Annotated in this window: 17 protein-coding genes; 1 reads left to right on the forward strand and 16 read right to left on the reverse strand. The window is 54.2% G+C overall.

From position 1 onward, the window contains the following. Positions 1-259 precede the first annotated feature (259 nt). The gene (gene mchS3, locus A1830_RS01375) at positions 260-655 is read left to right on the forward strand and encodes an MchS3 family protein (protein ID WP_156484911.1); all 396 of its coding nucleotides are present in this window, start codon (positions 260-262) and stop codon (positions 653-655) included. A gap of 80 nt (positions 656-735) precedes the next feature. Here mchS3 and A1830_RS01380 read toward each other — a convergent pair whose 3' ends face one another. From A1830_RS01380 to ravA, 16 genes are all read right to left on the reverse strand, one after another. After that, complete coding sequence (locus A1830_RS01380) at positions 736-1,155, reverse strand: F0F1 ATP synthase subunit epsilon (RefSeq protein ID WP_067700613.1); 420 nt, start codon at positions 1,153-1,155, stop codon at positions 736-738. 27 nt (positions 1,156-1,182) lie between these two features. Continuing rightward, positions 1,183-2,565 carry a F0F1 ATP synthase subunit beta gene (gene atpD / locus A1830_RS01385; protein ID WP_067700615.1) on the reverse strand — a complete coding sequence of 461 codons (1,383 nt, stop codon included), beginning with the start codon at positions 2,563-2,565 and terminating at the stop codon, positions 1,183-1,185. A 63-nt stretch (positions 2,566-2,628) separates the two neighbouring features. Continuing rightward, on the reverse strand, positions 2,629-3,498 hold the full coding sequence (gene atpG / locus A1830_RS01390; protein WP_067700618.1) for a F0F1 ATP synthase subunit gamma: 870 nt from the start codon (positions 3,496-3,498) through the stop codon (positions 2,629-2,631). 54 nt (positions 3,499-3,552) lie between these two features. Then, positions 3,553-5,094, reverse strand: a complete 1,542-nt coding sequence (gene atpA, locus A1830_RS01395) for a F0F1 ATP synthase subunit alpha (RefSeq protein ID WP_067700622.1) — start codon at positions 5,092-5,094, stop codon at positions 3,553-3,555. Between the two features lie 14 nt (positions 5,095-5,108). After that, the gene (gene atpH, locus A1830_RS01400) at positions 5,109-5,642 is read right to left on the reverse strand and encodes a F0F1 ATP synthase subunit delta (protein WP_067700625.1); all 534 of its coding nucleotides are present in this window, start codon (positions 5,640-5,642) and stop codon (positions 5,109-5,111) included. Between the two features lie 14 nt (positions 5,643-5,656). Continuing rightward, entirely contained in the window at positions 5,657-6,127 is a 471-nt protein-coding gene (gene atpF, locus A1830_RS01405; protein ID WP_067700628.1) for a F0F1 ATP synthase subunit B, read from the reverse strand. Between the two features lie 214 nt (positions 6,128-6,341). After that, positions 6,342-6,584, reverse strand: coding sequence for a F0F1 ATP synthase subunit C (atpE, locus tag A1830_RS01410; RefSeq protein WP_012443146.1), 243 nt, complete (start codon positions 6,582-6,584; stop codon positions 6,342-6,344). Positions 6,585-6,634: 50 nt separating this feature from the next. Next, positions 6,635-7,453 carry a F0F1 ATP synthase subunit A gene (gene atpB / locus A1830_RS01415; protein WP_067700631.1) on the reverse strand — a complete coding sequence of 273 codons (819 nt, stop codon included), beginning with the start codon at positions 7,451-7,453 and terminating at the stop codon, positions 6,635-6,637. Between the two features lie 8 nt (positions 7,454-7,461). Continuing rightward, entirely contained in the window at positions 7,462-7,842 is a 381-nt protein-coding gene (gene atpI / locus A1830_RS01420) for a F0F1 ATP synthase subunit I (protein ID WP_067700634.1), read from the reverse strand. A gap of 845 nt (positions 7,843-8,687) precedes the next feature. Continuing rightward, positions 8,688-9,317, reverse strand: a complete 630-nt coding sequence (gene rsmG / locus A1830_RS01425; protein ID WP_067700637.1) for a 16S rRNA (guanine(527)-N(7))-methyltransferase RsmG — start codon at positions 9,315-9,317, stop codon at positions 8,688-8,690. Between the two features lie 87 nt (positions 9,318-9,404). Beyond that, positions 9,405-11,294, reverse strand: coding sequence for a tRNA uridine-5-carboxymethylaminomethyl(34) synthesis enzyme MnmG (gene mnmG, locus A1830_RS01430; protein ID WP_067700640.1), 1,890 nt, complete (start codon positions 11,292-11,294; stop codon positions 9,405-9,407). 456 nt (positions 11,295-11,750) lie between these two features. After that, positions 11,751-12,194, reverse strand: a complete 444-nt coding sequence (gene mioC, locus A1830_RS01435) for an FMN-binding protein MioC (RefSeq protein WP_067700643.1) — start codon at positions 12,192-12,194, stop codon at positions 11,751-11,753. Positions 12,195-12,365: 171 nt separating this feature from the next. Beyond that, positions 12,366-12,827 (reverse strand): transcriptional regulator AsnC, encoded by a 462-nt coding sequence (asnC, locus tag A1830_RS01440; RefSeq protein ID WP_067700744.1) that lies wholly within the window; start codon positions 12,825-12,827, stop codon positions 12,366-12,368. Between the two features lie 58 nt (positions 12,828-12,885). Beyond that, complete coding sequence (gene ovoA / locus A1830_RS01445; RefSeq protein WP_067700646.1) at positions 12,886-15,009, reverse strand: 5-histidylcysteine sulfoxide synthase; 2,124 nt, start codon at positions 15,007-15,009, stop codon at positions 12,886-12,888. 104 nt (positions 15,010-15,113) lie between these two features. Then, positions 15,114-16,577 carry an ATPase RavA stimulator ViaA gene (gene viaA / locus A1830_RS01450; protein ID WP_067700649.1) on the reverse strand — a complete coding sequence of 488 codons (1,464 nt, stop codon included), beginning with the start codon at positions 16,575-16,577 and terminating at the stop codon, positions 15,114-15,116. After that, entirely contained in the window at positions 16,574-18,070 is a 1,497-nt protein-coding gene (gene ravA, locus A1830_RS01455; RefSeq protein ID WP_067700652.1) for an ATPase RavA, read from the reverse strand. Before ravA ends, viaA begins: the two co-directional genes overlap by 4 nt. Positions 18,071-18,079 lie beyond the last annotated feature (9 nt).

Raw genomic sequence — 18,079 nt, forward strand, 5'->3', positions numbered from 1 at the left:
AATTCCCCGAAGGCGCTATCGCACCTGGTTATCTCATCAGCCAAAACACCAGTCACTGGCAACAGCTATTGGTAACTGGAGGTATACGGGAGAGAGATTTGGTAGCGGTGGTTTTTTTGTTTACAGGTCGCAAGACTACTGTTAGCTGTCAGTCATAACAAGAAGAACACGGCAGGATTTAACAAAACGTGAGCGAACGCACGAATAAGAACCATGCAAAGAAGCTATGGTTATAATGGATTAATAAATGGAGGCGACAATGAAATGGACGTTATTATTTATGGCTCCCATCATGTGGTCCACGATAATCTCAGCCACCCCTCACCAGGAAATAGAATTATCATCCGTTAGATTATTTTCTATTGGATTTAATGGATTTGTAGCAAGAAAAATGCCACAGCAATTAATCTATGAAAAAGCCTTAAATAGGAAAAACGCCATATTCCTATTTGAAATCGTGATGGAAAGTGACACCTCTACACCAGAGAGCAAGGCCTATGCTGCATGCGGTCTCTGGGCAAATAAAGAAGCAGGAAAGATAAAATTAAAAGAGAAGTACAATGATTTAAATGTCACTGTTTTAAACGGCGACATACTCAGGCAAGAAACTTTGGGGAAAATTATTAAAAATATAATATCAAATGGATGTAAATAAAGAAGATTGAAATGGAAACTTTAGGCAAAAAAAAAGGCCGGTGAGAGGTTAATCTCGCCGGCCTTTTTCACCCACTGATATTACATCGCTTTTTTGGTTAACTCGATCACGCGCAGTTTGGCGATCGCTTTAGCCAGTTCAGCCGACGCGGTAGCAAAGTCCACATCACCGTGAGAGCTGTTCATATGCTCTTCGGCTTTGCGTTTCGCTTCAAGCGCGCGGGCTTCATCGAGATCGGTACCGCGAATCGCCGTATCAGCCAGCACGGTGACCGCGCCAGGCTGAACTTCAAGCAGGCCGCCGGAGAGATAAATATACTCTTCGTCGCCCTTCTCCTTCACGATGCGAATCATACCAGGTTTAATGGCGGTCAGCAGCGGGGCGTGACCAGGGAAGATCCCCAGTTCACCTTCGCTACCTGACACCTGAATCTTCTGCACAGTGCCGGTGAACATCTGCTGCTCTGCACTGACAACGTCCAGGTGATAAGTCATAGCCATAGTCAATAACCTCCCGCGAAACCGTTATTACAGTTTCTTCGCTTTTTCCACGGCTTCTTCGATGGAACCTACCATGTAGAAAGCCTGCTCTGGCATATGGTCGAATTCACCTTCCATGATGCCTTTAAAGCCACGGATGGTATCTTTCAGCGACACATACTTGCCTGGAGAACCGGTGAAGACTTCTGCCACGAAGAACGGCTGAGACAGGAAGCGCTGCATCTTACGAGAGCGTGCAACCACCAGCTTGTCTTCTTCTGACAGCTCGTCCATCCCGAGGATGGCGATGATGTCTTTCAGTTCCTGATAACGCTGCAGCAGAGACTGAACGCCACGCGCGGTATCATAGTGTTCCTGACCCACAACCAGCGGATCCAGCTGACGGCTGGTAGAATCCAGTGGGTCAACCGCCGGGTAGATACCCAGTGACGCGATCTGACGGCTCAGTACCACGGTTGCATCTAAGTGAGCAAAGGTGGTGGCTGGCGATGGGTCAGTCAGGTCATCCGCGGGGACGTATACGGCCTGCACGGAGGTGATTGAACCGGTTTTGGTTGAGGTGATGCGCTCCTGCAGAACACCCATCTCTTCCGCCAGCGTTGGCTGGTAGCCTACCGCTGAAGGCATACGACCCAGCAGTGCTGATACTTCAGTACCGGCCAGGGTGTAACGATAGATGTTATCAATGAACAGCAGAACGTCACGACCTTCGTCACGGAACTTCTCAGCCATGGTCAGGCCGGTCAGCGCAACGCGCAGGCGGTTTCCTGGTGGCTCGTTCATCTGGCCATAGACCAGGGACACTTTGTCGATAACGTTTGAGTCGGTCATTTCGTGGTAGAAGTCGTTACCCTCACGAGTACGCTCGCCCACGCCGGCAAAGACGGAGAAACCTGAGTGCTCAGCCGCAATGTTACGGATAAGCTCCATCATGTTTACGGTTTTACCCACACCCGCACCACCGAACAGACCGACTTTACCGCCCTTAGCGAACGGACACATCAGGTCGATAACCTTGATACCGGTTTCCAGCAGCTCCTGCGAGTTGGACTGGTCTTCGTATGAAGGTGCTTCGCGGTGAATTGACCAACGCTCTTCTTCGCCGATGTCGCCTTTCATATCGATTGGCTCACCCAGCACGTTCATGATACGGCCAAGCGTTGCAACGCCTACCGGCACCTGAATAGGGTGCTGGAGGTCTGCCACTTCCAGACCGCGCTTCAGGCCGTCTGAAGTACCCATGGCGATAGTACGAACCACGCCACCACCCAGCTGCTGCTGAACTTCCAGCACCAGACGAGCATCACCATTTTGCACCTCAAGCGCGCTGTACACCTGTGGTACTGCGTCCTGAGGGAACTCGACGTCCACCACGGCGCCGATAACCTGGACAATCTTTCCAGTAGCCATCTTGAATCCTCTACCTAATTCGTTTATACCCCGCAGCCTGATACCGCTGCAGGGTATACCTGGTTAAACCGCGGAGGCCCCACCGACAATCTCGGTAAGTTCCTGGGTGATGCTGGCCTGACGAGCCTTGTTGTATACCAACTGCAGCTCTTTAATCAGGTTTCCGCCGTTGTCGGTGGCCGCTTTCATTGCCACCATACGTGCGGCCTGTTCACTGGCCAGGTTCTCTACAACACCCTGGTAAACCTGAGACTCGACGTAGCGGCGCAGTAATGTGTCCAGCAGCGCTTTCGGATCCGGCTCGTACAGATAATCCCAGGTACTTTTCTTCACCACGCCTTCGCTATTGTCTGCTGGCGGTAACGGCAGCAGCTGAACGATTTGTGGAGACTGGGACATGGTGTTGATAAATTTGTTGCTGACGATGAACAACTTGTCCAGACGACCTTCATCATAGGCTTGCAGCATCACTTTCACTGGGCCAATCAGGTCAGAAAGGGAAGGTTTATCGCCCATGCCGGTGACCTGAGCAACCACGTTGCCACCCGCAGATCTGAAAAATGACAAACCTTTAGAACCGATAATCGCCAGATCGCTCTCAACGCCTTTATCGGACCAGGCTTTCATATCAGCCAGTAATCTTTTGAACAGGTTAATGTTCAAACCACCACAAAGCCCGCGGTCGGTAGACACGACCAGATAGCCGACGCGCTTAACGTCACGCTCATCCAGGTATGGGTGCTTGTATTCCAGATTACCTAACGCAATGTGACCAATCACTTTGCGCATGGTTTCTGCATAAGGACGGCTGGCCGCCATACGTTCCTGCGATTTACGCATTTTGGAGGCGGCGACCATTTCCATCGCTTTGGTGATCTTCTGCGTGTTCTGCACGCTTCCGATCTTACTACGTATCTCTTTTGCGCCGGCCATAAGCTTCTCCTCAAAGCCTTGCGGCTTGTCCGTTAAGGAACAAGCCGCCAGACATTACCAGGACTGGGTTTTCTTGAACGTCTCGAGGAGGCCTTTCAGCTTCTCTTCGATTTCGCCGTTGTAGTTACCCGCCTGGTTGATTTCAGCCATCAGCTCAGCGTGATCGCGATCGGCGAACGCCAGCAGTGACGCTTCGAAGCTACCGATTTTCGCCAGTTCGACGTCATTCAGGAAGCCACGCTCGGCGGCAAACAGCACCAGACCCTGCTGCGCTACGGACATCGGCGCATACTGTTTCTGTTTCAGCAGCTCGGTCACTTTCTGACCGTGGCTCAGCTGTTTGCGGGTTGCTTCGTCCAGATCGGAAGCAAACTGAGAGAACGCTGCCAGTTCACGATACTGTGCCAGCGCGGTACGAATACCACCGGACAGTTTCTTGATGATCTTGGTCTGAGCAGCACCGCCCACACGAGATACCGAAATACCTGGGTTAACAGCCGGACGAATACCGGAGTTAAACAGGTTAGTTTCCAGGAAGATCTGACCATCGGTAATCGAGATTACGTTGGTTGGAACGAACGCAGAAACGTCACCCGCCTGGGTTTCGATAATTGGCAGCGCGGTCAGGGAGCCGGTTTTACCTTTCACTTCACCGTTAGTAAAACGCTCAACATAGTCGGCGCTTACGCGGGAAGCACGCTCCAGAAGACGGGAGTGGAGGTAGAACACGTCGCCAGGGAAGGCTTCACGGCCCGGTGGACGACGCAGCAGCAGAGAAACCTGACGGTACGCGACGGCCTGTTTGGACAGATCGTCATAAACGATCAGCGCATCTTCACCGCGGTCACGGAAGTATTCGCCCATGGCGCAACCGGCGTAAGGTGCCAGATACTGCAGCGCAGCAGACTCAGAAGCAGTCGCCACTACCACGATGGTGTTAGCCAGCGCGTTATGCTCTTCCAGCTTACGTACCACGTTAGCGATGGTAGACGCTTTCTGACCGATAGCGACGTACACGCACTTGATGCCGGAATCGCGCTGGTTGATGATCGCATCAATCGCCATCGCGGTTTTACCGGTCTGACGGTCGCCGATGATCAGCTCACGCTGGCCACGACCGATTGGAATCATCGCATCGACTGACTTGTAGCCGGTCTGTACAGGCTGGTCAACCGACTGCCTGTCGATAACGCCAGGTGCAATCACTTCGATTGGCGAGAAGCCATCGTTGTCGATCGCGCCTTTACCGTCGATTGGTGCACCCAGGGTGTTTACCACGCGGCCTAACAGACCACGACCCACCGGGACTTCAAGAATACGGCCAGTACACTTAACTTTCATGCCTTCGGCAAGGTCAGCGTAAGGGCCCATGACCACTGCACCTACGGAGTCGCGCTCCAGGTTCAGTGCGATTGCATAACGGTTGCCCGGCAGTGCGATCATCTCACCCTGCATAACATCGGCCAGGCCGTTTATGCGGATGATACCGTCACTAACGGTAACAATAGTACCTTCATTGTGAGCTTCGCTCACTACATTGAACTGAGCAATGCGCTGCTTGATCAGTTCGCTGATTTCGGTGGAATTCAGTTGCATATGCTCCAGTCCCCTTAAGACTGCAAGGCGTCTGAAAGACGCTCAAGACGGCCGCGTACGCTGCCATCGATGACCATATCACCCGCACGGATGATTACGCCCGCCATTACAGACTTATCAATTTTGCAATTCAGCTTAACTTTGCGTGACAAACGTTTTTCCATAGCGGCGCTGATGTTGGTCAGCTGTTCGTCACTCAATGTCATGGATGAGATTACCTCAACGTCTGCGGTCGCATCATGTGCGGCACGTAGCTGGATAAACTGAGCCAGTACATCGGGAAGCGCAGGTAAACGTTTGTTTTCAGCCATGACCTTAATCAGGTTCTGACCGGCTTCGTCCAGCTGTGAGCCGCAGATAGCGATGAACTGTGCAGACAACGATTCCGGCGCAAGCGCGCCGGAGAGAAGTTCTGCTACCTGTTCATTGCTGGCTACCTCGGTAGCGAACGCCAGCATCTGCTGCCAACCATCGACACTTTGATGCTCAACAGCATAGTCAAAAGCTGCTTTGGCGTAGGGGCGAGCTACAGTAGTAAATTCAGACATCAGCCCCTCCCTCCTTACAGTTCAGCGACCAGTTTATCAACGATGTCGCTGTTAGCAGCTTCATCCACGGAACGTTCAATGATTTTCTCGGCGCCGGCTACTGCCAGCATCGCGACTTGCCTGCGCAACTCTTCACGTGCACGTTTGCGTTCGGCGTCAATTTCAGCCTGCGCCTGGGTGACGATCTTGTTACGTTCCTGCTCAGCCTCAGCTTTGACTTCGTCCAGGATCTGCGAACGACGCTTATTAGCCTGTTCGATGATTACCTGAGCTTCTTCTTTCGCTTTCTTCAGCTGGTCGGTCGCATTAGCCTGCGCGAGATCCAAATCTTTTTTGGCACGTTCAGCGGAAGCAAGGCCTTCGGCAACTTCTTTCTGGCGCTTTTCGATAGCTGCCATCAGCGGCGGCCATACGTACTTCATGCAGAACAGGACAAACAGGATAAACGCGATGGCCTGGCCGAGGATTGTTGCGTTAATGTTCACAGCACAATGCCTCTTGTTAAGTTAACTTTCTTCTACCCTTTTCGTTCAAGCTGTAGCTGCGTTAGCGGTCCTTTCTCACTCCAGTCACTGACTTAAGTTAGCGCCTGGAGGTTTACCGGGTAGCTGCCTTGCTACAACTTGACGTTTTTGAGTATCAGTAGAGCAATCTGTTAAACCCACTCATCAAGGGCCAGGCCCTGTGATGAGTACTCGGTTACTTCGCGACGGCGAACATCACGTACAGACCCAGACCAACAGCGATCATCGGGATTGCATCCACCAGACCCATTACAACAAAGAACTGCGTACGCAGCAGAGGGATTAGATCCGGTTGGCGCGCGGCGCCTTCCAGGAATTTGCCTCCGAGGATGCCGATACCGATCGCAGCACCGATTGCCGCTAAGCCCATCATCACAGCGGCAGCCATGTACAGCAGATCCATATTCAGGTTTTCCATGACAGTCTCCAGTTTGTTTCAGTTAAAACGCAGTAGTGTTAAGAAAAGTATCAATGTTCTTCAGATGCCATCGACAGATAGACAATCGTTAAGACCATGAAAATGAAAGCCTGCAACGAGATGATCAGGATGTGGAAAATGGCCCAGGGCACATTCAGAATCCACTGTGACCACCACGGCAACAGACCGGCAATCAGGATAAAAATCAATTCACCCGCATACATGTTGCCGAACAGTCGCAGACCGAGAGAAACCGGTTTGGACAGCAGGCTCACACCTTCAAGGATCAGGTTGATCGGAATGAAAATGGGGTGATTGAAGGGTTGCAGAGTCAGCTCTTTGGTAAAGCCCCCAATGCCTTTCATCTTGATGCTGTAGAACAGAATCAAAATAAATACGCCAAGCGCCATAGAGAGCGTGATATTCACGTCTGCAGAAGGCACCACACGCAGCGCTGGCAGCCCAAGAACATGCTCGCCAATCCAGGGCAGCAGATCGATAGGCAGCAGGTCCATGAAGTTCATCAGGAAGACCCAGACGAAAATCGTTAATGCCAGCGGAGCGATAAGTTTACTTTTACCGTGGTACATGTCACGGACGTTGGCGTCGACAAAGCCTATAACCAGCTCAATCGCGGCCTGCATTTTTCCCGGTACGCCGCTGGTGGCTGACTTCGCCACTTTGCGAAACAGCACCAGGAAAATAATCCCCAGTGCCACAGAGAAAAACATGGAGTCGATATTCAATACCCAGAACGTCGCCGGTGCGTCGTGTGGATTCACTAGCTCGAAGGTACGCAGGTCGAGCTGAAGGTTATTCAGATGATGACCTATGTATTCCTGCGGCGTAGAGATTTCTCCTGCAGCCATGATGCCTCTTACCCTTTGTTGTTAATTACAGCCGGTGCGACGATTTGCACAATCACCACCGATAACCAGGCCAGTCCGAGCGGCATAAAGACCGCCCCAAACACCGCCAGCGCCACGACCAGCAGGAGAATGGTGGAGAGAACCTTCAGCACTTCACCTAATGCGAAGCTCCAGGCCACTCGCCCCTTGACGGGATCGCCTGCCCGATGGCGCCAGGCAAAAATCATAAACACTACGTTCGGCAGCCAAGCTGCCAGCCCACCAAAAAGCGCGGACAAGCCCCATGTCAGATCTTTCAGGGCAAACAGCGCACCGATTATGACAAAGGTCACCAGCTGAAGAAGCAGCACGGTTCGGGCAAATTTTACTCTGTAAAGGGACACTGACATGACGCTGAAACTCTCCTGCCCCATCCGGGGTATGTCGCGTGTCGTATAAAACTGCCTTTGCTCTTTTGAGTCAAGCAGCAAAAAACGTGCAAATTATACGGTGCGCCCCTGCGATTTCAATGGATAAGTAGCGAAAAGGTGAACAATTATTTAAATTTCTTTCCAGAGGCCCATTTTAGTAATCTGCGCAGATCGTCATTTCGGTGTAAATTCTTCACCGGCAGGCCGCAATATTGGTTACAAAGCGTGCGTGAGATCACATTTCAGCAATTAACTGCCGCCCATTCAGGCAGGAATAATCCTGGTTTTGGGCATACAAAAATATAAATAACATTACATTTCAACTAACTGGGAAAATTCACGTTAACAAAGGCCGTTATTTGGGTTGCTTTGTGTTTAATACCAGGTTGTGCCACGCAGGATTAGTACGTAATCCATTGCTCTTGTGGACTTATAAAGGGAATATATTTACATCCGTGACTATCGCGTTAAGCATTCCCCCTACTCAACGTGATATTCATGATAATGAGATGTGAAATTAACGTTAAATGTAACAAAGTAATTCACAGAACTATAGTGCTCCGTTTTAACCTGGATGAAACAATTCACCGAATAAAAAAGTGATAAAGAAAAGCACTCAAGAGCTGTTTTTTCAAACAGCGTCTTTCAGATCGGTTCTATCACGACTGGATATCCTGCCCCTGTAGTCACTCAATGTAACTAAATTTGAGTGATATAAAGCACTTAGTGTTTGTAAGGCTACTCTGCATCCAGGCTATTATTGAGGGTTATTTAGCGCAAAATCTTTGCCGCAGGGGCGGCAAAAGGGCGCAAATAAGTGACGATTATCGACGCTGCTCTGACCCGGTCACCATAATTAAATGACGTTCACCCTCAAGCTGGGGCACCGTGAGTTTTACCACCTTCCTAAGAGTAAACCCTTCAGGTAACGCGGCGATTTCGTCCTGCGGAACGGTGCCTTTCAGGGCGTAAAACAGGCCATTTTCGCCCGGCAGATGGTGGCACCAGGTCAGCATATCATTTAAAGAGGCGAAGGCCCGGCTTATCACGCCATCAAACGGCGGCTCGGCAGGGAAATCTTCAACCCGGCTTTGCACAGGCGTAATATTGTCGAGCTTAAGCTCATGCTGCACCTGCTTAAGGAAGCGTATACGCTTGCCCAGGCTGTCTAACAGGGTGAAGTGCGCATCGGGACGGACAATCGCCAGCGGTACGCCTGGCAGGCCCGGCCCGGTTCCGACGTCGATAAATCGCTGCCCCTGCAAATGCGGTTCAACCACGATGCTGTCCATAATATGCCGTACCAGCATCTCCTGCGGATCGCGAACCGACGTCAGGTTATAGGCCTTATTCCAGCGGTTAAGCATCTCAACATAGTCCACCAGCTGTTGCTTCTGCCGATCGGAAAGAGAGATGTTGGCCGCACTGAGCAGCGAAGAAAGTTTGTTTATCACGAAAGGGCCCAAAATAGGCGGGCGAACGCGTCGCCCTGGTTTATCACGACAAAAACAGGCGGACGGAAGCAGGTTCCGTCCGGTGAATCAGGCGCTTTTGCGCAGTAATCCCTGTTTTTTCAGGTAGATCAGTAGAATGGATATCGCCGCTGGGGTGATCCCCGAGATGCGCGAGGCCTGACCGATGGATCCCGGCTTGTGATCGTTCAGCTTGGCGATCACCTCGTTTGAAAGGCCACTCACCTGCTGGTAGTCCAGCCCGGCAGGCAGCGCGGTATTTTCATTACGCAGCTGGCGATCGATCTCCTCCTGCTGACGGGCGATATAGCCTTCATACTTGACCTGGATTTCAACCTGATCGGCTGCCTGATCGTCATCCAGCGCGGGCGCAAAGGTGCTCAGGGTCATTAGCTGCGCGTAGGTCATTTCCGGGCGGCGCAGCAGATCTTCGCCGCTGGCCTCTTTGGTCAGAGCCGCACTCAGCACGCCATTCACTTCCTCAACGCAGGCCGACGCCGGGTGAACCCAGATATCACGCAGGCGCTGGCGCTCTTTCTCGATGCTTTCCAGCTTCTGATTGAAACGCGCCCAGCGGGCATCGTCGACCAGACCCAGCTCGCGGCCCGCTTCTGTCAGACGCAGATCCGCGTTGTCTTCACGCAGCATCAGACGATACTCCGCGCGTGAGGTGAACATACGGTAGGGTTCTTTGGTTCCCAGGGTGCAGAGGTCGTCCACCAGTACGCCCAGGTAAGCCTGATCGCGACGGGGAGCCCAGCTCTCTTTATCCGCAGAGAAGCGTCCGGCGTTCAGACCGGCCAGCAGGCCCTGAGCTGCCGCTTCTTCATAACCGGTGGTGCCGTTAATCTGGCCGGCAAAGAACAGGCCATGAATAAATTTACTTTCCAGCGACGGTTTCAAATCGCGGGGATCGAAGAAGTCATACTCAATCGCATAGCCCGGGCGCACGATCTTCGCGTTTTCCAGCCCCTGCATAGAGCGGACGATCTGCATCTGCACGTCAAACGGCAGGCTGGTAGAGATACCGTTGGGGTAAATCTCGTTGCTGGTCAGCCCTTCCGGCTCCAGGAAGATCTGGTGCGCATTGCGATCGGCGAAGCGCATCACCTTATCTTCGATGGAAGGACAGTAGCGTGGTCCAATCCCTTCGATCACCCCTGAGTACATCGGGCTGCGATCCAGGTTATTACGGATGACGTCATGCGTTTTTTCGTTGGTATAGGTGATGTAGCAGGGCACCTGCTGGGGATGCTGTGACGCATTCCCCATAAACGAAAATACCGGCATGGGCGTATCACCGTGCTGCGCTGCCAGCACGCTGAAATCAATGGTTCTGGCATCAATGCGTGGAGGCGTGCCGGTTTTAAGACGGCTAACGCGCAGGGGAAGCTCACGCAACCGGCGCGCCAGAGGGATCGAAGGCGGATCGCCAGCACGACCGCCGCTGTAGTTATCCAGCCCGATATGGATCTTGCCATCCAGGAAGGTGCCCACGGTCAGTACCACCGCTTTTGCGCGGAACTTCAGGCCCATCTGGGTCACAGCACCGACGACGCGATCGTTCTCCACGATCAGATCGTCAACCGCCTGCTGGAAGATCATCAGGTTTGGCTGATTCTCCAGAGCGGTTCGTACTGCCTGACGGTAAAGCACGCGGTCAGCCTGAGCACGGGTTGCCCGTACCGCCGGCCCTTTGCTGGCGTTTAGTATCCTAAACTGGATACCGGCCTGGTCGATCGCATGCGCCATCAGACCGCCAAGGGCGTCCACTTCCTTCACCAGATGTCCTTTCCCGATGCCACCGATCGCCGGATTGCAGGACATTTGTCCAAGCGTATCAATGTTATGGGTTAATAACAGGGTTTGCTGACCCATTCGGGCAGCCGCCATAGCGGCTTCGGTGCCCGCATGACCACCACCGATTACGATGACGTCAAAAGGATCTGGATAGAACATGGTACTGGACCTCGCGGTTGTGCGATTGAGTGATTGCTGTCTGGGGTGAGGATTCTACTCAACTTTAGGCGATGGCGAAAGCGCATGGCCTGACAGGTAATTAAAAAGAAGATCTTTTTATTTAGAGATCTCTTTATTAGATCTTCTATTAGGATCGACGATCTCTGTGGATAAGCCTTTTTTACCCATAGCGATCAGGGTCTTAAGCACGATCCTTTGCTGTGAACGATCGGTGATCCTGCGGCGTATAAGCTGGGATCTAAATGGCATGTTATGCACAGGCTCCGGCAAGGTGCCAGGTTGTTACTGGGATAATAACCGGTTATTACCGTGAAATGAGCATAGTTATCCACAGGTGGCCGCCAGTTAATTGAGCAAAAACGGGCATAATTTACAAAACTTCCCGCGTTTTTTGCCTGAACGTCGATCGAAAATGTTGATCGACGGTCAGGATCGTCAGCCGATCAGCGTTTTCCAGCCGGTTAACCAGGCTTCTGCGGGATCTTCGGGGATCTCATGTTCCTGTACATCTATATCCAGACGATCGCCCAGCCGTTTTGCCCCACAGTCGGTCAGCAACTGGTCCATTTTTTCGATGGCACCGCAGAACAGATCGTATTCACGGTTGCCGATACCAATGGCGCCATAGCGAACCGCACTGAGATCTGGCTTCTTCTCTGTGAGTTCATCAAACAGCGGCTGAAGATTGTCCGGGAGATCGCCCGCGCCATGGGTCGAGCTGATCACCAGCCAGATTCCGGACAGGGCAAGCTCATCCAGCTCGGGGCCGTGGAGAATTTCGGTTGAAATACCCTCTTCTTCCAGCTTCTCAGCCAGATGCTCAGCGACGTATTCTGCGCTGCCTAAGGTACTTCCGGTGATTAAGGTAACATCAGCCATAACGGGATCCCTGTATCGCAAAGGCGAACATTGTACGCTGTGATCAACGTGGGATCTACCTGTGGATAATTGGGGTTATTACGTTGTTGTACCTGGGATGATCCGCGCCACGCAGCGCCCTGTCAGGACAGGCCCGGTACGCAGGCAATTGTGGACAGTTTAGTACACAGCTTAGGGGGTAATGGTACGCATGATGGGGTTTTGCAGAGAGATAAGCGTTTCCGTGGACTGAATTTCATCAATGGTCTGGATCTTGTTGATCAGCACCTGCTGGAGGGCATCAATTGAGCGACACATCACCTTGATAAAGATGCTGTAGTGCCCGGTGGTGTAATAGGCCTCGACCACTTCATCCAGCATATCGAGCTTTGCCAGCGCGGACGGGTAGTCTCTGGCGCTTTTCAGGATGATGCCGATAAAGCAGCAGACATCATAACCCAGGTGTTTGGGGTCGATTTCCACCCGGGTCCCTTTGATGATCCCCGCCTGTTTCATTTTCTCAACGCGAACGTGGATCGTGCCCGGACTGACGGCAAACTGCTTGGCCAGCTCGGCATAGGCCGTGCGGGCGTTGGCCATCAGGGCCGTGAGGATCCCACGATCCAGGTTATCAATTTGTAGGTTTTCAGCCACGCAGGCTCCGTTATTCATCATGATAAAGACGGGTGCCGGGCGGCACCCGTGACAGGGACTAGCGCTTACGCCATACCGTTAGCTGCGCAACGGTGTGCTGATATTTACGCGCCGTCTCGCGGATAACAAAAGGCACATCCTGTGGGGCGGCGATCTCTTCGAAATCGGCGGCCAGCAGCCGTGAAAGCGCCTGACAGGTCGTTAATGCCTCACCGTTCTCACGGATGCCCCCGAGCCAGTTCTCTTTCGGTGTGAAGCTCTCCAGCCACGTATAGGGGGAAGAGATCATCAGCACGCCGCCCTGCCGTAGCGTCTGCGTAATATCATGCAGAAAGCGGGCGGGCTGGCGCAAGCGATCGATAAGGTTTGAGGCCAGCACCAGGTCGTAACGGTCCGGCTGCGGCTTCAGGTTACAGGCGTCGCCCTGCACAAAGTGGACACGCCCGGCTTGCTCCCCAGCCAGGCCTGACTCGCTGAGGTTAACCTGGCGCAGAGCGACCAAATCCCCTTCCTCCTGAATGGCGTAGCGGAACGTCTCACCGCGTGCCAGCTGCAGCGCCACGTCGATAAAGCGCGCCGAGTAGTCCATGCCCGTTACGCTATCGAAGTGGCGGGCAAGTTCAAAGCTGGCGCGACCGGTGGCACAGCCAATATCCAGCGCGCTGCCGCGCCTGTCGGTCAGGCGACAGGCGATATCGACCAGCGTTTTACTGTAGTTCTCCGTGCCGAAACAGGCAGGACCGTACTGGAAATCCAGATACTGAGAGACCATGACGTCGGTTTCGTAAGGGTTAACCACGCTTTTCTCCTGATGCGTAGAGACGACGTAACGAAATCCCGCATGCTGGAAAAAGTGGCGGCGGAAAGCATAGCGGGCGGACTTAAGCGCCTCATTGCCGGTGGAGATCCAGCTGCCGCCTTTAATCAGGGCATGTTTGCCATCAAAGGTGGGGGTGGAGAAATCATCATAAAGCGGATGCACCTTAAAGCCGTCCAGGCCGTTGATCGGCGTGGTGGTCCACTGCCAGACGTTGCCTAACAGATCGTAGAAATTCCCCTGAGGAAAACGGTCGACCGGACAGGATGATGCCCACCAGGCAAGGTTGATATTGCCCGGTGTCGCCACCCAGTCAGGCTGGTCGCCGGGTACGCTTTCGCGCAGCAGCAGCCATTCGGCCTCGCTGGGAAGCTGGACGCGCTGACCGGTTTGCTCCGCTTTCCAGCGGCAGAAGGCGGCAGCCTCCAGCTGGTTGACTTCTGCCGGCCAGTCCCACGGCATCGCCACCTCTTCGGTCATCAGGCGCAGGGTAAGGCTCCCGGGCTGGTCGGGCGATCCCCGCCAGAAGGTGGGCATAGTGGCGCGGGCAAAATCCCGCCAGCCTGACCCCTCTTCGTCCCACCAGCGGTTATCCTGATAGCCACCGTCGGCGACGAATTCAAAATACTCGGCGTTGCTGGTGAGCATCTGGCTGGCTTTGAACGGGGCGAGGTCGCTGACCAGACGGCCATATTCATTATCCCAGCCGTAGGTTTCATCGGTTTTTCCCTGCACAACCTGCCCACCCGCCACGTCCAGCAGGCGGTTTGCTGGCACATCGGCGCGCTGTTGACGTGCATCCGGGCAGATCGGCCAGGCGGGCTGCGGTTTTACCTCCCCGATGGGCAGCTGGCGGATCAGCACGCTGGAGGTTTCCAGGTGGATGCGCTCGTGCTCAATCCCCATCAGGATAATCCACGCCGGGCTGTCCCAGCCTATCGGCAGCGTGAGCGGCATCTCGTTAATCAGTTTTTCAACCAGCGTGCGGACCCGGCTGCGGTAGTCGCGCAGCCTCGAGACGGACGGCCACTGATAGTGGCCCGTGTCCAGGTCATCCCAGCTCATCTCATCGACGCCAATCGCCATCATCGCTTCGATCTGCTCGTCAACGCGGCTGTCGATCAGGCCACCCGCCATCAGCTTATTGATATAGAAGGTGGCGGTATGACCGAAATAGAAGATCAGCGGGTGCCGCAGCGTGATGGCACGGGTGTAGTAAGCCTGTTCGTTAGCCAGGCACTCAAACAGGCTCTCATACAGCGTCCAGGTCTGCGTAAAGTAAGTGAGGAGTTCGTGACGTTTCTGTTCAGCGCTGCCGCCGTTGAGCAGTAGCGTACGGGTGGGGGCAGGTAATGCCGAAATCATCTCTGGCTGGTGTAATGCCACATTAAGCTCCTGGTGCGCCGGTTGGCTAAAGCGAAGCTATGACTATAGCAAATAAGCATTGCCAGATTTTATCTGAGCAAGGGTTAGCGCCCCCAGCGCCTCAGCAGGCGGCTTTTCAGCCCGGTGTCGAAGCGCCAGATATGGTCGAAGATACGCATGATGCCCGGTTTTCCATGATCGGACAGCGCAACGGCGTGAAACCGCTGTTGCTGCTGCCGCTGGTGGTGGCGGATGCGTTTGACCAGCTCTTCCGGCAGACGCTGAGCGATGAAATCGGAGATAATCACCGCATCGGCATCGATCCATAAAGGGGTCGCCAGCTGAATAAGTACCTCATCAAGACAGGCAGTGAGATCCGTACCGCCGCGAAAGCGCTGGCTGAGAAAGCGGATTGCCTGGGCAATCCCGTCTGCGGCGGTCAGCTCATAGCTCACCACTTCGTGGGCAAAAAGCATGATATAGCAGCGGCGGTTATCGGCGAGGGCAACCTTAAGAAGCGCCAGACAGAATGCCTTGGCGCAGCGCTCGTTAAAGCCGCCCATGGAGCCGGAGGTATCTACGCAGACGATAAAAGGCCCTCTGGGCTGCTCGTCATGATGCTGGTGGCTGGCCGGTCGCTGGGTCACTTTATCATGCCAGGTTTCACCCTGTAGCCGGTAGGTCAGCAGGCGCTTTTCCACCAGCCGACGGTAAAACTCCATTTCAATTTCACTGATGCCAAGCGTCGCCAGCTCCGGCGGCAGCAGTCTGAGAATATCATCGCTCTGGTGCAGCCCGTTTACCTCCTCCGGTACGCTTTCTGGCTCTCTGACCCACTGGTGAAACGCCTCGGGAGGGGCGTCCTGCGTCGGCACCGATTTGGCATCACGGCTGCGGCCCAGCTGTTCTGCCAGCCTGAGCAGCATCGGCTGCCCGGCCAGAAAGTCGCCGTAGTCGACGATCAGCTGATAGTCGCCGCGCTGGAGGGGGGCGCGGGTCAGATCCCACAGGCGACCCGCCGCCGCTTCGTCGCTATCTGACAGCACCGGGGCGAGCTGACCACTCATTGCCATGCGCTGCTGTAGCTCCGCCATCAGCCGCTCCCGCTCCTGCTGAAGGACCTGCTGGTTCAGCGTCAGGGTTTGCAGCGTCAGGCTCAGTCGCCAGCGCTGAATAAACAGCTGGTGCTGAGGCGAGCTCAGGGCATAGCCCGCTCCGGCGTTATCCACCAGCGCCCGGGCTTTTTCACTAAAAGGGGAGTGATGTTCTGTCAGATAGCGCAGCAGATCGGGTAGCTGCCGACAGAAATCCGCATGGCTGAGGCTCTGAACGTGCTGAAAGCGGGTAAACTCTTCGGCCAGATCGTCCGGCACGGTACTGTTTTTAAGCTGTTCAAGGATTTCTGCCTTTCTGCGGGGTAAATCCTGTAGCAGCGCCTTTTTCAGCCCGGGAAACGCCTCGAAAAACAGCACCAGCTGCGGGCTGGCCATCAGTGCGACCAGCAGATCCTCAATCAGATCGTTTCCGTTGATGGAAAAGAACAGGCTCAGGGTGTCGAGCGAGATCACCGGCGCGCCTGCTTCAGACCGTCGGCAACCTGCTGCAGGCTCTCTTCGATACGGGCCAGCCAGTCATCGCTGATAAACAGACAGCGGTGATGCTGGCTGAAGCGCGTTCTCTGCATGCGCAGCTCGGTTTCCAGATCGTCCAGCGCCTGGGTGATCTCTTCCGGCAGGCCGCTGGGTCGGTCTTTGCAGGGCAGCATTAAACGCGATACCTGTAGGCTGACGTCGCGCAGGGTCAGGCAGTCGTTAGCCTCAACGTGCAGATCCAGCGTCTGGGCAAACCCGATGCCGTTAAGCTTGCCGCGCACGTCGCCGCCCTTGAGCAGCCAGTTGTGCAGCGTTTCACGGGCGATAACAACGTGGGTGACCTGCATATCATGCAGCATCAGCGGTTTTTGCAGCATCAGCGTCAGGGTGTCTTCCGCCAGGCTGGCAGGCAGTTCGTAATGGGGCTTACGGCTAAACATGCCGCCGTGTTTCTCCAGCCGGATAGCCTGCTCAATGCTCTTTTCCTGCTGTAGCGCCAGGCGGCGCGACTCTATTTGCTGTAGCTTAAAGAGCATGGACTGCTGCTGCCAGGCCTGCTGAACGATCAGATTGTCTATCTCACGGTCAAGAAGTTTCATTGAGGCAACGTCGTGCCACAGGCAGTCTTTCAGAAGAATGAGATCGACGGGGGCAATGCTCTGCCGTCCGCTGTAAAAGGCACTGGCCTGCAACAGATGAAGCGCTTTTTTCCAGCGGCGATCGGAAATATAGGGTGCTTCGGGCTGCTTCTCCAGCTGCTGTCGCAGCTGAAAAATCAGTTCAAATATCTCATCGGGCAGCGAAACCTCGGTAATGCCCTTTTGCCACGCGATGTACTCTTCATCGCTGATGCAGAGACTCTCTGCCACCGGATTGCTGTTTTCGTCCTGCTGGTGGGTCAGCATGCTGCGGAAGTTCTGCTTTTCATGAACGTTGTCCAGCCACAGCCGGATAAGCATACGGTCGTATAGCGCTTCCAGGCCGCTGTCGCTTTCGGGGAGTTCGTTTGAGGCGGTCACCAGCAGGCGCATCGGGATCTTTTCTTCGCAGTCGCCGTTGCGAAAGCGTCGCTCATTGATGGCGGTCAGAAGCGTATTGAGGATCGCCGGGCCAGCTTTCCAAATCTCATCAAGAAAGACGATTTCGGCATCGGGCAGATAGCCCTTAGTTAAGCGCTGATAGCGGCCTTCATCTTTCAGCGCCTGGATGGAGAGTGGACCAAAAACCTCTTCCGGCGTGGAGAAGCGGGTCATCAGATACTCAAACGCGCGCGAGTGCTGAAACGCATATTTCAGACGGCGGGCAATCAGGCTCTTGGCGATGCCGGGCGGCCCAAGCAGAAACACGCTCTCGCCGCACAGCGCTGCCAGCAGGCAGAGGCGAATGGCATGGTGCCGCTCATAAAGTCCTTTTTCTAACGCATTACTAAGGCGGCCAATCCTTTCGGCGAGGAGATGGGGCTGAGGCATCAAACATTT

This window comes from Erwinia sp. ErVv1, from assembly GCF_900068895.1.
Classification (GTDB): domain Bacteria; phylum Pseudomonadota; class Gammaproteobacteria; order Enterobacterales; family Enterobacteriaceae; genus Erwinia.

Bases quoted from the DNA above. Each gene is read 5' to 3' on its own strand.
- mchS3 (WP_156484911.1), top strand. From the start codon at position 260: ATGAAATGGACGTTATTATTTATGGCTCCCATCATGTGGTCCACGATA.
- A1830_RS01380 (WP_067700613.1), bottom strand. From the start codon at position 1,155: ATGGCTATGACTTATCACCTGGACGTTGTCAGTGCAGAGCAGCAGATG.
- atpD (WP_067700615.1), bottom strand. From the start codon at position 2,565: ATGGCTACTGGAAAGATTGTCCAGGTTATCGGCGCCGTGGTGGACGTC.
- atpG (WP_067700618.1), bottom strand. From the start codon at position 3,498: ATGGCCGGCGCAAAAGAGATACGTAGTAAGATCGGAAGCGTGCAGAAC.
- atpA (WP_067700622.1), bottom strand. From the start codon at position 5,094: ATGCAACTGAATTCCACCGAAATCAGCGAACTGATCAAGCAGCGCATT.
- atpH (WP_067700625.1), bottom strand. From the start codon at position 5,642: ATGTCTGAATTTACTACTGTAGCTCGCCCCTACGCCAAAGCAGCTTTT.
- atpE (WP_012443146.1), bottom strand. From the start codon at position 6,584: ATGGAAAACCTGAATATGGATCTGCTGTACATGGCTGCCGCTGTGATG.
- atpB (WP_067700631.1), bottom strand. From the start codon at position 7,453: ATGGCTGCAGGAGAAATCTCTACGCCGCAGGAATACATAGGTCATCAT.
- atpI (WP_067700634.1), bottom strand. From the start codon at position 7,842: ATGTCAGTGTCCCTTTACAGAGTAAAATTTGCCCGAACCGTGCTGCTT.
- mnmG (WP_067700640.1), bottom strand. From the start codon at position 11,294: ATGTTCTATCCAGATCCTTTTGACGTCATCGTAATCGGTGGTGGTCAT.
- mioC (WP_067700643.1), bottom strand. From the start codon at position 12,194: ATGGCTGATGTTACCTTAATCACCGGAAGTACCTTAGGCAGCGCAGAA.
- ovoA (WP_067700646.1), bottom strand. From the start codon at position 15,009: ATGATTTCGGCATTACCTGCCCCCACCCGTACGCTACTGCTCAACGGC.
- ravA (WP_067700652.1), bottom strand. From the start codon at position 18,070: ATGCCTCAGCCCCATCTCCTCGCCGAAAGGATTGGCCGCCTTAGTAAT.